General features: G+C 60.2%; 10 protein-coding genes, 1 tRNA gene and 1 riboswitch. Of the genes, 6 read left to right on the forward strand and 5 right to left on the reverse strand.

Annotation, left to right across the window (positions count from 1 at the left end):
• Positions 1-66 precede the first annotated feature (66 nt).
• Both pyk and QMG25_RS15790 read left to right on the forward strand, forming a co-directional pair.
• Positions 67-1551: a pyruvate kinase gene (gene pyk / locus QMG25_RS15785; RefSeq protein ID WP_283461930.1), complete on the forward strand. Its 1485-nt coding sequence runs from the start codon at positions 67-69 to the stop codon at positions 1549-1551.
• A gap of 161 nt (positions 1552-1712) precedes the next feature.
• Entirely contained in the window at positions 1713-3656 is a 1944-nt protein-coding gene (locus QMG25_RS15790; protein ID WP_283461932.1) for a hypothetical protein, read from the forward strand.
• Between the two features lie 71 nt (positions 3657-3727).
• Here QMG25_RS15790 and QMG25_RS15795 read toward each other — a convergent pair whose 3' ends face one another.
• Entirely contained in the window at positions 3728-4330 is a 603-nt protein-coding gene (locus QMG25_RS15795; protein WP_283461934.1) for an ANTAR domain-containing response regulator, read from the reverse strand.
• A gap of 177 nt (positions 4331-4507) precedes the next feature.
• On the opposite strand from QMG25_RS15795, the gene QMG25_RS15800 reads away from it, so the two are divergent.
• Positions 4508-4588: transfer RNA gene (locus QMG25_RS15800), tRNA-Leu, on the forward strand.
• Positions 4589-5557: 969 nt separating this feature from the next.
• Entirely contained in the window at positions 5558-5770 is a 213-nt protein-coding gene (locus QMG25_RS15810; RefSeq protein ID WP_283461936.1) for a recombinase family protein, read from the forward strand.
• A gap of 737 nt (positions 5771-6507) precedes the next feature.
• On the opposite strand, the gene QMG25_RS15815 is transcribed toward QMG25_RS15810, so the two are convergent.
• Entirely contained in the window at positions 6508-7038 is a 531-nt protein-coding gene (locus tag QMG25_RS15815) for an NlpC/P60 family protein (RefSeq protein WP_502866428.1), read from the reverse strand.
• Between the two features lie 333 nt (positions 7039-7371).
• Positions 7372-7566, reverse strand: a riboswitch (cyclic di-AMP (ydaO/yuaA leader).
• A 557-nt stretch (positions 7567-8123) separates the two neighbouring features.
• Positions 8124-9542 (reverse strand): FAD-binding oxidoreductase, encoded by a 1419-nt coding sequence (locus QMG25_RS15820; protein WP_283461938.1) that lies wholly within the window; start codon positions 9540-9542, stop codon positions 8124-8126.
• Between the two features lie 304 nt (positions 9543-9846).
• Between QMG25_RS15820 and QMG25_RS15825 the strand changes: the two genes are divergently transcribed.
• Positions 9847-10098, forward strand: a complete 252-nt coding sequence (locus QMG25_RS15825; protein WP_283461940.1) for a GYD domain-containing protein — start codon at positions 9847-9849, stop codon at positions 10096-10098.
• Between the two features lie 137 nt (positions 10099-10235).
• Here QMG25_RS15825 and QMG25_RS15830 read toward each other — a convergent pair whose 3' ends face one another.
• The gene (locus QMG25_RS15830) at positions 10236-10730 is read right to left on the reverse strand and encodes a hypothetical protein (protein WP_283461943.1); all 495 of its coding nucleotides are present in this window, start codon (positions 10728-10730) and stop codon (positions 10236-10238) included.
• 614 nt (positions 10731-11344) lie between these two features.
• Here QMG25_RS15830 and QMG25_RS15835 point away from each other — a divergent pair.
• Entirely contained in the window at positions 11345-11845 is a 501-nt protein-coding gene (locus QMG25_RS15835; protein WP_283461945.1) for a LysM peptidoglycan-binding domain-containing protein, read from the forward strand.
• 368 nt (positions 11846-12213) lie between these two features.
• On the opposite strand, the gene QMG25_RS15840 is transcribed toward QMG25_RS15835, so the two are convergent.
• Positions 12214-12420 (reverse strand): hypothetical protein, encoded by a 207-nt coding sequence (locus QMG25_RS15840; protein ID WP_283461947.1) that lies wholly within the window; start codon positions 12418-12420, stop codon positions 12214-12216.
• Positions 12421-12576: the final 156 nt, after the last annotated feature.

Below are 12576 nucleotides of genomic sequence, written 5' to 3' on the forward strand. Positions count from 1 at the left end.
CCAAGGCGATAAGCTGGGTGCAGACCCTAGAGATTTCTACTGTTAACCACATACGAGGTAGGTACATTGAGACGCGCAAAAATCGTTGCGACTTTCGGCCCGGCAATCGCCAGCTATGAGAACACCCTTGCAGTACTGGAAGCGGGTGTGAACGTTGCCCGCATGAACATGAGCCACGGCGACTACACCGTGCACCAGAACACGTACGACAACGTGCGCCGTGCCGCTGCAGAACTGGGCCAGCCGGTCGCCATCATGGCGGACCTGCAGGGCCCGAAGATCCGCTTGGGCCGCTTTGAAAACGGCACGGGCCACGACCTGGCCGTGGGCGATGTCTTCACCATCACCACCGAAGACGTTCCCGGCACCAAGGACATTTGCTCCACCACGCTGAAATCGCTCACCGAGGACGTCAAGGTTGGCGACGTCATGCTGATTGACGACGGCAAAGTTTCGGTCCAGGCCACGGCCGTGGACGACGTGAAGGTTGTCACGGTGGTGACAGTTCCCGGCAAGGTTTCAAACAACAAGGGCATCAACCTGCCCGGCGTTGCCGTCAACGTGCCCGCATTGAGCGAAAAGGATGAGGACGACCTGCGCTGGGCCCTGTCCTGCGGTGCGGACCTGATCGCCCTGTCCTTCGTGCGCGACGCCGCCGACATTGACCGCGTGCACGAGATCATGGATGAGGAAGGACGCCGCGCTCCGGTCATCGCCAAGATCGAGAAGCCGCAGGCAGTGGAGCACCTGGAAGCCATTGTCAACGCCTTCGACGCCATCATGGTGGCCCGTGGCGACCTCGGCGTGGAACTCCCGCTTGAAGACGTGCCGCTGGTGCAGAAGCGTTGCGTGGAAATGGCACGCCGCTGGGCCAAGCCCGTCATCGTGGCCACGCAGGTGCTCGAATCCATGATTGAAAGCCCGCGCCCCACGCGCGCCGAGGCCTCCGACTGCGCCAACGCCGTGCTCGACGGCGCGGACGCCGTCATGCTCTCCGGTGAGACAAGCGTTGGCGCGTTCCCGATCGAGACGGTCCAGACAATGGCCCGCATCATCGAGGCCACCGAGAAGGACGGCCTCCGCCGCATCCCGAGCCTCGGCTCGGAGCCGAGGACCCGCGGCGGCGTCATCACCGCTGCTGCCGTGCAGATCGCCGACCAGCTCGATGCCAAGTACATCGCCACGTTCACCCAGTCCGGCGACTCCGCTCGCCGGCTCTCGCGCCTGCGCCCGGCCAAGACGGTCTTTGCGTTCACGCCCATTGAGCGCGTGCGCAACGAGCTGGCGCTGACCTGGGGCATCACCCCGGTGCTGGTTCCCATGGTGGAGCACACCGACGCCATGACCGCCCAGGTTGACCTCACGCTGCTGCAGCTGGGTCTGGTGTCCGAGGGCGACATGGTTGTCATCGCAGCCGGTTCCCCTCCCGGACAGGCCGGTTCCACCAACCTTGTCAAGGCGCACAAGGTCGGGGACCAGTCGGACATCATGAAGAACTCCGGCGGACTCCCGCTGAAGCGTGACAAGGTTGGCCCCTGGCCCACCCACTAACCCACGCACAACGGACGACGGCGGCACCCAACTTGGGTGCCGCCGTCGTGCGTTAAGGGGTGGTCGAGCGAACCCCGGTTATCCACAGGCAGGGAGATTTCTCCGGAATCGTGCCGTGGATTGGGCTAGGATTTTCCCCATCACAGGCGAGGATTGTGCGGATGCTTCCACTGCGCAATTGGGCGGGGGCGATGGATGTGCGTTTCATCAAGGCGGTGCTGGGAGCCTGCCTGGCCTGTGCCTGGGCGCTGGGCGGGGCGGCGACAGCAGGGGCTGGGTCTGCAGGTGCGGTGCCAGCCGACGGCGGCGCGCAGGCGGCCACGGTGGATGTGGAGGAACCGGGCGCGGCACCCGTCGCCTTGAAAACGGACGCGGACGGGAACGCCTACTGGGAGCTGGAAGTTAAGGCAGTGGGCCTTTACATTGCGTCCTGGCAACGTTCCAGTGGGATCTGGGAGTCGCCCGAAGCGGCCCAGGCGGCACTGGTGGTGCTGTTTCGCTGCAGGAACGCCACCTACATGAACTACCTGAGCCAATTTGCCAGCTACGACGCGTTTTCCAGCGCACCAGGGGTTCGGCGCAAGGAGGACGGCGGCACGTCGTTCACCGATCCGGCAACTGTCAAGGCCCGGGATAATTGCCTGGTGGAGGCTGACATCAACTTTGAACAGCTCACGAGCGTGGAGGATGCGTCCAACGAGGGGAAGTCCGTGGGACGGGCCGTTGTGCAGATTCCCACAGCGTTGACGGGGCCCGGCACGCATGAGTTGTTCATTGCCGGCTATGAGCTGCTGGACGGACATGCCGCTGCTTGTCCGAAAAAGTCCTGGGCCGCCGGGCCTGACAAGCGTGGCGGCATTGTCACTCTGGGTTGCGACCCAACGCTGAAGGACGTCAAGAAGTTCACGCTCACGGTTCCCAGACACGTGTCGCCGACAGTTCTGCGTGGGCCGGTGGTGGAGCCGGGCAGCTGGTTCGTTCCCAGCCACTACAGCAATGTCCGTGCCTTTGGTGCGCCAACCGCCTCTTCATTAGCCGTCGCCGGAGTGCCGCCGGGCTTGTGGTCCACGGCTGGTCCGGCCCTGCTGCTGGGGGTGGTGCTGGCCGGATGTCTTGCCCTGCCCACTGCGCTGCTGGCAACGGTTGGACGCAACAGGCAGGGGTTGCCGTCCGCCGCGGCAGGGCACATTGGGCCACCGTCCGGTGGTGGCTCCGATGCTCACTCCGGGCGGTGGCGGTTCTGCTTCCTGGGCCGTGTGCATGGGCTGTTGGCTTTCCTCATCTTGATTCTGTGCTCGGTGTTGGCGGCTGCCGGGCAGCGCGGTTTCGGGTGGAACCAAGGGTCTGCCAGATTGGCCGCGTCGTTCCTCGTTGCGTTCTTGCTCGTGAACTACGGGGCCATGGCGTTTCGGTGGAGCCTGGCACGCAGGCGCAGCCGCGGCTTCTGCCCACGGCTCGCGGCAAGGCCCGTGTACGTGGCGGTGTTGCTGGCCTCACTGATTGCAAACCGGGCGGTCGGGCTGGAACCAGCGCTCGTTTTTGGGGCCGTCCTCGGCGTCGATTACAGCTTCAACACCGCTGATGCCGGTCTTCGCAGGCCTGCCTTGGCCGCTGTCGCAGGGAGCTTCCATGTGGCGGTGCTGGGCCTCGCCGCGTGGGGCGGCTACAGCTTTATTGCAGCCAACCGCATCGAAACATTCATCCGGTGGGAGGAGATCCAGCCGGACTACGTGGCGGCCGTCGGCGACGCAGCTGGCTTTGCGGCACTTGCGGTGGGTGAGTTGTTGGGCGTGGTCGCCGTTGTGGCCATTGCGGTGCTGCCAGTCATCTTGCTGCCATTCGCACCATTAGAGGGTGCGCTGATTTGGAGGTGGAGCAGAGGTGCCTGGGTCCTCTGCTACGCGGTTGCGGCTGCGCTGTTCAGCTTCGTTCTGTTGCCGGTGCCAGGGGCTGGGGACGCAAAGGCGGCACCGTTTGCGGCATGGGTGTCCCTGTACGCCGCCTATTGCCTGCTGGGCGGGGGAGTGTGGGCTGTGTTGGCCACCCGCCGCCGCCGAAAAGACGAAAAGCCGGCACCCAAGGTGGGTGCCGGCGTCGAACATTAGGAGGTGGTCGAACGGGTTTCCGTCCGGTCAAGCCTGTCGAGACCCGCCGCGGCGGTCGAGCCTGTCGAGACTTAGTTGACCTGGTTGATGATGGTCTCGGCGACCTCGTGCATGCTCAGGCGGCGGTCCATGGAGGTCTTCTGGATCCAGCGGAAGGCCTCGGGCTCGGTCAGGCCCATCTTGGTGGTGAGCAGGGACTTGGCGCGCTCCACGAGCTTGCGCGTGGCGAACTGGTCCTGCAGGTCGGAGACTTCCTCCTCGAGGGCCTTGATTTCCTCGTGGCGGGAGAGGGCGATCTCCAATGCCGGGAGCAAGTCCGCGGGGGTGAAGGGCTTGACCACGTAGGCCATGGCGCCAGCGTCTCGGGCGCGCTCCACGAGTTCCTTCTGGCTGAACGCTGTCAGCAGCACCACGGGGGCGATGCGGGCCTTGACGATGTGCTCGGCGGCCGTGATGCCGTCCATGACGGGCATCTTGACGTCCATGAGCACGAGGTCGGGCTTGAGCTCCTTGGCGAGCTCCACGGCCTTTTCGCCATTGTCCGCCTCGCCGACCACGTCGTAGCCCTCACCACGCAGGATTTCCATGATATCCAAGCGGATCAAGGTCTCATCTTCGGCGACGATGACCCGGCGGGCGGGGGTGGCGGGGGCTGAATTCGGTTGTTCTGACACAAAAACTCCTTAGAAGGGTGAGGCACACCACAAATTGCAAATATTTAGCCCCATAAGGAGCTCGGTTCCACAAAACAGCCTATCTCCATGTAGAGTAGTTCCGCGCACTGGTTCGGGAGTGATTCCGAAACGGAGGCGTGATCTTGGCAACGGTTCTCCTTGAGGACGGTTGCGGGAGCCCGAGTGGCGGAATGGTAGACGCGCTGCACTCAAAATGCAGTATCGAAAGGTGTGTGGGTTCGAGTCCCACCTCGGGTACATTTCAACGAAGACCTCCTGGTGACAGGGGGTCTTCGTGTTTAAGCGTTGCCAAAACGGGGGTTGGCGGCCAAAATGTGTGTACAGCCCGGGCGTGTCAGTGGCTTCTTCGTCCCCATTCTTGTTGGAGTCCGTTGCCGTCTTAGTTGCTGGAGGCTGTGCCGTAGAGGGCAGGCCCGATTGGCTCGTCGATAACTTTCTTAGCTTTCTTTGATGGTTGCCAATGGTCGGGTTTCACGAGGATCCAAAGAATCTTGTGGTGACTCGGTGTGCTGGTAGAAATACCAGTCAACGGCTCGTTTGGCATGACCATGGCTGAGGCCTCGATGGTCCCGGAGTGGGAGCTTCAAGCCAGCATTGACGCCACCTTCCAACGGGCTCGTTGTGAGGTGTGTCAAGGGTCTGAGACGTTGTTTAGTTTCTTTTTGGTCAGGAAGCGACGAGTTGTTGCTGGTTTTGGGAGTTGAAGTTCGCCATCGCTGTTGCCGGCGGAAGCCCGTCGTTTTGGGTGTGTGGTCTCCACCGGTTGTAGAAGACCTCGATATAGCGCACGGTGGCCCGCCTGGCGTCTTGGCGGGAAATAGCCGGATCTAAACGGCTTTGGTCGATCCCGAAAAGTCTCAACAATGTATCTCACCCTGGCATTCTCACTATCAGAGAAAAGCCGCCTTTGATGGGAAACAACAGGATGAGATTCATGACGCGGCTCGGTTATGTTTGCGTGAGCACAGCGGACTAGGACCCCGAGATGCAAATACGGAAACTGGTAATTGCCGGTCATGAACGCATCCGCCCTGCCTATGGAATCGGCGGAATCGAAGTCAGCCGCCCTGAACTGGACTGGATGCTGGAGCCCCGCGGTCAGGGCAATGAAGCCATCATGGGGAAACTCGACAGACTCCGCTGCACCACCCGGTACCTGCTCGAGCTCCTTGGCGGCTTGAAGCACGCGGGATCAAATTCCATCCCTTGCACGATAGCATCGCCCACCGACCCGGGAGCGACCTGGGCGAAGCAATGACCGAAGCCATGGTCACCATCATCTCCACCTGCGCTCAACTCGAACGAGACCTACTCCCCGAACGCACCACGGCAGGCATGGCCAACGCCGCCTCCAACGGCCATAAACAGGACAGTAGAAAGTCACCTGCATCCACCCCAGCATCAAACAAGCCCACTTAGCTAAAACTCAGAGCCTGAAACCAGCAGACGTAAACAAAATCTTCGGAACAAGCCGCGCCACCGTCCCCCGCTACCTCACCGTGGTCCTACATAACAACACGACCTCTCAGGACACTTTGGGAACAGTTCACCATCATCAGGCGGATGAGGGGGCTGAAATGAGGACTGCGTTACTTGATCAATTGAGCAGGTATGCGGATTATTTGTCAGGTGGTGGGACTGGAGTATCGGGCGTTCCCCAGTACCTCATCGCAACCTGCCGTGGGTTAAGCAAGAAGGCGCCTTGTTTGGCTGCATATTGGGGAAGAAATTGTCCCTTGGGTGGGATATAAATGCAGAAACACAGCGTGAGATTCGAAAGTTCAAGTCGTTACTAATTAGTTCATAAGCCGAGACGAACACTGCGGCGCACGGACGCACTGACTGGGCTTTTCGGCTGCCTCACGCCAACCCGCGTTGACTACTCCTAGTGTGACCATGAGCGAGCACTGAATTCAGGTCAGCAAAATCGTATTGTGAGTAGGTCCCGTAGCTGACTCAAAGTCGTAAGTCGGTGGGCGCCTTAGGTCGGGTGGCCGGAGGGGATTTCATTCTCCGGCCACCCGACGCCTGCACGGTCCGTGAAGACTGCCCAGAATTTGCTCAACTTGACTATGTGAGTCTGTAGCTGTCCCGCGGAAGGTGCCACCTACGCACACGGAATTGCTATGCAGAAGAGCACTTTCGGCAGATTAAGGCTAAGCGTTGACCCGGTAGTAGGAGGGTCCGGAGCCGACATTGACGCTGAAGGTGGTTGTCTGGTTGCCGGTCCAGCCGCTATGGATGGCCATGCCGCCACCGATGTAAATGGCGTTATGGGCAAATCCCATGCCGCCGTCTGCATAGTAGATGAAATCACCAGGCTGAGGATCGGCAACGGGAGTGGCGAATCGCATCAGGGACTCCGGTGACTCGTCCCCTACACCGCTGATCCCTGCGGCCCGCAAGGCCTGCTCACCGAGCACGGTACAGTCCTGGACGGCGCCCAACTGCGCCTTCGCGGAGGAGAGGATGGTCGCATTGACTGAGTTAGTCGGTATCCGAGTCACCGTTGATGATGCCAGGCTTAAGGTGGAAACCGAGGAATCCGCGGCAGCGTTGGTCGGGGCAGGAATGGCCGGAGCAGGAGTGGTCGGGGCAGGAGCGGCATACGCTGCTGGCGCAGGGGCCGGGGCGCTTGGGGCACCGGCGATCTTGATGCTTTGCCCGGGATAGATGATCGAGCTCATGCCCAACCCATTTAGAGTGAGAACGGTATTCAAGCTCACGCCCTGCCGTGCTGCAATCAAACCGAGGGTATCCCCGGATTGGACTGTGTAGCTCGAGCTGGTAGGCACCGTTGCGCTGGCTGCTGGCATCGCCAAGTTGGTTTCGGGAGCGATGGCCGACGCCTGAGCTGGGACGCCCATTCCAAGCATCAATGCCGATACTGCGGCCAGCGCGGCTACTGGGCGACCGATCCGGCCCGCGTTGGAGGACACTGCTTTGGACACGGAAGCTAAAGCGTTGCCGCGGACCGGATTTCCACGGTGGCGCGCGGTATAAGAATTTCTAGACAAATGATGACCTCTCCTGATGCCTGCGGGGTTAGCTGTCGGATTCGGGTGGGAGCCACCCGGCCGCAAAAATCTTCGGGCAGTCAGTACTAACCCGGAAGGTTTTGCGGCTTAACCCCAAGGACTCACGTGGAGCCCATATTTGGTTCCCCCGCCTCTGCCAGACGATTGTTTCGAACGGAACCTTGGGATGGTGGCAGAGCTCGGCAATCCATCCAAGGGTGCCCCCTACTGAAGGAATGACACGATTTACAACCTACCCTCTCGCTCCACCAAAAGTCACGTTTCGATAACGAGACGTTCAAAGCCCCGATAAAGTTCCCGGCTTTTTACAGCTAACAAGAGGTTCACCCCGGCCCACGAGGTGTGGTGCTTCGCCACGAGCCCTCTCAGGTGCTCGCGGCGCTGATGCCCACCCCCTGACAGTCCGTAGACCTGCTCTGCGGTCTGCCGGTGCTCCTGGGTGTTCTTGGCGGCATGCCGAAATAGCTTGTCAGCGAGGGTGCTTGCCAACGGACGCCGGAATGAACTCACCGACCCGGCTCGGTTTTTCCCTGGGGATCCTGGGCACTTGGATTTGTCAGGGTAGGTGAGTTCCAGCGGTCGATGCGACACCCCGCATCAATAAGTTCCTACGCGCAGATCCGGGTTAGACGTTTTCGAACAATCTGTGCCGTCGGCTGCGGGTCCGGGCATCTTCCGCAGCAAATGGCAACGGCTGACGGCTGTCTTCATCCGGAGCATGAAGAGGCAGGTTCCTAGCTGTCTACGGATGCGGGTTTGATGTTGTGGTTGATTCGGAACGTGTTCTCGGGATCCCACTGATGTTTCAGTGACCGCAGCCTGCTCAGTTTCTCGGTCCCGTAAACGGGTGCTGCGTTGGCGAGCGGGGGAAGGGTGGGGACGTCGCGTTCGGTGGCCATGAAGTTAAGGTACTGGGCTCCTGTGGAGAAGGGTTCCATCGCTGAAGCCAGGCGTCGCACGAAGTCGACGTGGTGCCCGTCATCGGCGGGATCGGACCAGAAACCGTAGATATTGATCCAAAAGGGAGCTCCCCGGTCTGGGAACGCTGTGGCGGACTCCTCGGCCCGGCCGAATGCTCCACCCATGTGATGGAGGTCGAAAGCGGTCCCTTGCCAAGTTTGCTCGGCTGCGAAGCGGATGATTGTGGATATCGCTGCGCCGTCGAGCCGCCTCAGCCCGGTGTTTTTCCAGTAGGCGCGGACACCTTTGGGGAAGATGTCGTCAACGGCAGATTGCCATGCTGGCCACGGGGTGGGGGAGACGTCGGTGGCAGATGGAGGTGCGGCACTTGTCAAGGCTTGCAGATACCCTTGACCGGCTTGGTGGTCCGGATTTGTCCACGCGAAACCAATGACTAGCACCGGATCTGTTCCCAATTGCCAATCTGGGGGAGGAGTTAGGAGTGTGACGATGGTCGTCATTTCGTCTGGCAAGGTGGAAGTCCAGGACGCATAAGCGGACAGGGCCATATTCCAGTGGGGCTGGCGGTAGATCAAGTTGCCGGTCAACACGGTCTCGGGTAGCGGGTGTGCTTGGAACGTGAAGGATGTGACAATACCGAAGTTGCCACCACCCCCTTTTAGAGCCCATAGAAGTTCGGGGTTCTCGTTGTGGCTGGCATGGACTGACTGCCCGTTTGCGGTGATGAGTTCGGCCGCGAGTAGGTTATCAATCGTCAAGCCATGGGCTCGGGTCAGCCAGCCAAACCCGCCTCCCAGGGTTAGGCCTGCGATGCCTGTTGCCGACACGACCCCCACCGGCACCGCTAGTCCGTACCGTGAGCACGCAGCGTCAAGATCATGCAGGGTGGCACCTGCCCCCACAGTGACGGTTTGCTCATGGACATCGATCACAACGTCCCGGCACGCCGAGAGATCAATAACCAGACCTCCGTCGACGGTCCCATGTCCGGCGACATTGTGGCCGCCACCTCGTACAGCGACAAGAAGACCATGTTTGCGGGCAAAGGCAAGGCTGGGCCCGATATCGGCGGTGGATTTGATCCGGATCACCGCTACGGGGTATTTGTCAATCATGGCGTTCCAGACACGGCGGGCATCGTCATATCCGGGATCGCCAGAAACAATCACTTCGCCCTCAATAAGTGCTGCCAGCTGTTTGTATTCGAACTTTTCGGGTATTTGCTGCGTCATGGATCCGCCTGTTGCCGTGACCGGGATCTTCCACCTGCCGTACCAGCCATTTTCCGCTCGTATCGATTATTGGTCAATAAGCGTTGCGGCTCTGAAGTCCACATGGAAAGGGGCGCCCCCGTTCCATTTAGGGAGCCCTTTTGGAGCTTAGAGGGGGCCGTTCTTTACCCGATCATAGGCTGTCATTCCTGGTGGACTATCACTTTCTAAAGTGACCGAAGCGAATAGACGATACCGTTCTATTTCTCGAAGTTCAGTTAGACGCCGGAGACGTGGGCGAGGCTGACCTGTGATCCGTAGGACAGTGGGAAGCCGCCCAGATGTACCTCGAAACGGTCGGGGGAAACTCCACGGATTCTGGTATGCGCTCAGTGCCTACGGTGGCTGTAACTTATGGGAAGCGCCGGACAACGCGTCCATGGCGGCGGTCGCTTTGGCGATCAGCGGAGGAGGAGCGCTGAGCTCGTTTGAAACGACAACGCTCTTTACCGTTGAGGAAACGATGGGAGCGAGGGGCACTGCAGAGAAGATGAAATACCATCCTCCTGGTGAATGAGATGGGTTGGGGCCATAGCGAAGAATCAAGGAACCGCAGGCTTTTCGCCGTCGTTCGGGTCAAAAAGGGGCTGCCTCCTTGAATCAGCGACCCGGCTGGGTGGGGATCGCACACGGCCGCCCGTGGTGATCGGCCATTCAGCTGGAGCGTGAGGCAATGGAAATGACAGCGTCAATGAAAACAGGAAGCGCTGCAAGGGACACCAGAACAATCGCAGCTCTCCCCACCCAATCCGGCATACGTCGTTGACTGGTTGAACGCAGCCACGAGGCCGGAATGACGCTTGTCCACACCGCCAGCAGGAGAGCACCAATGCCGATGGCAAGACCGGCCGGAGGAAACACGAGGGAACCAAGAAGCAGCGGGAGGTAGTACTTGAACGACTTTCCCGTCCACAATGGAGCCTGGGTACTCCACCAGCCTGCCGCTGCAACGACCACTGCCCCCTGCAGCAGCGCAAGCCCGCTAAACAGTGCGATCGCCAGCCAGCCGGGTCCCACAATATCAAAATCTATGTTCTTCGCACGTAAGGGATCCAACACCGCGCCCAGCCACACGAAGAGGAGAACGCCGAGCAACGGCCCGGCTGAGTGCCCACGTGGAAGCCAACGGCGCAGGAGAATGTAGAGCAAAGCAGCACTGTAACCAGCTGGCAACCCCCCGAAAAGCAGTAGAGCCATCGAGCCTTCAAATGTTGGAAAGCCAACGATGAACTGGGCCTCAGTGCGCTGCCCCTGAGCCGAGGCCGACGACGTCAGCGCCAGAACACGCATGGCAAGCCGTCCTCCGGGCCATGCAGCCAGGATTGCTGCAACCAGCGCGGAGAACGATAGGATGTTAGCCCACCAGAAGTACCGGCGAAGCGTCCGCAGCCTAGTCTTTGCACGTGTAGCATGAGTGCGGCCGATTTCACCGTGGCCCTCTGCCGAAACAGATTCAACTGGCTCCCAGCTGACTGGTCTTCCCCACAGAACTATCACGGCGATGGCGCCCAGCAAGAGAACGGTGCACCCAACCACGACTACCGCGACTGCCATGAATCACCACCAAGAGAACGATAAACACCATTGTGCTACTTGTAGCCGGCCCGGGCCATAGCCCGTGCCGGTGTGAAGCAGCTAGAGTGCACTCGAAATGGGGGCGCAGGCCCCGTGGCGCGACCACATTGGCTGTCTCGACTTCCCTGACCGTTGAAACGGGCAGGGAAGAGGGGCATTATGGGGGAACGTACTAGAGGAGGTCAGTGATGGTGGCACCACGATTGATTGAAGTTCGTCAGCCGCGACCGAATGACTTGATGGGGAAGAAATTTGTGATCGCCGGGTATGGCACCGGCTTTGAATCGGTTGTCCTTTGGCGGGTCCTTGACAACAGCGGGCATCCCCTCGGCAGCGGCAACATCCAGGGCGCTGGGTCCATGGGGGTAATCCAGGACTTTGGCAACACGGTCACGTTGGGCAATACCCCAGCCCGCGGCGCACACGTGACCCTTCAGGTTTTCGGAGACGATCCTTCCGGCATACACCCGCCGGGGCCCGACTTGAACATCATCCATGCCACGCTGTTCACCTCGCTGGCGGGCTTCAAGCTCTACGAAGTCAAGAGCGGGGACAATTTGTCCAAGATCGCCCAACAACAGGGGCAAAACACCACGGCCAATGACATCTTCGAAGCGAACCGTGACCGCATCTCCAACCCGAACTTGATTTTTCCCGGGCAGGTTTTCCGGATCCCGCTGCTCGCCTGAGGCCGGGTCGTTCCACGGTTGGCATGGCACCAGCCTGTCTTGGGTTGAGAATTTCCCACACCAATTATCAAATACAGCTACAGGCGAAAACAGTCGTTTCAAATGACCGGCGCAAAAGTTGAACGCGATGCTTGTGGTCACTCGGTGTTTTGAACCAGAATCTAACGCGGGTCGGGAGCCCCGCATGGGCATGCGTCCTGGTCGGCCCAACATCACAGTAGAAGGCACATTTGGTGGCCGCCATCAAGAAACAAGGGCAACGCCAAGCCGCGTCTAAACTTGCGCAGAGAATTGAGGACGGTTGGTATTGTCAGAGTAGCCATCCCTGAGATTTTGTCGGTGACGTTCAGATGCTGCGCTGGTGCAGCCTATTTCGTGGGTCCTGTGCCGGGGGCGCCGGAGAAGGACAGCTCGCGCAGCAAACGGGCGCTCCATGGTTCGTCGTGAAATCTGGTTTCGGTCCCTTCAGCGAAGGCGGCGAGTGTCTCCGTTGTGATGGGTGTTCTGACGTGCCCATCGATGGCACGGGCACCTGAGCGCTTTCCCAGCTCGCTGTTCCTAGCCCGTTTTGACACTGTCAAAACTCTCTCTGATGGATTGGTTTGTCTGGGGTATTCAGCTGACCGGCCTAAAATAGAGGGGTGATCGAGCTTCGACCCCGGGCTGGGGTGGATTACCCGCGCTCTGCTGGTGAGTTCCGTGCATGGTTTGCGACCGACGCTGATTGTCTG

This window comes from Arthrobacter sp. H35-D1, assembly GCF_030063185.1.
In the GTDB taxonomy this organism is placed as follows: Bacteria; Actinomycetota; Actinomycetes; order Actinomycetales; family Micrococcaceae; genus Specibacter.

Excerpts from the sequence above, each read along its gene's own strand:
- QMG25_RS15790 (WP_283461932.1), top strand. The coding sequence starts at position 1,713 with ATGCTTCCACTGCGCAATTGGGCGGGGGCGATGGATGTGCGTTTCATC.
- QMG25_RS15815 (WP_502866428.1), bottom strand. The coding sequence starts at position 7,038 with ATGAGCTCGATCATCTATCCCGGGCAAAGCATCAAGATCGCCGGTGCC.
- QMG25_RS15820 (WP_283461938.1), bottom strand. The coding sequence starts at position 9,542 with ATGACGCAGCAAATACCCGAAAAGTTCGAATACAAACAGCTGGCAGCA.
- QMG25_RS15835 (WP_283461945.1), top strand. The coding sequence starts at position 11,345 with ATGGTGGCACCACGATTGATTGAAGTTCGTCAGCCGCGACCGAATGAC.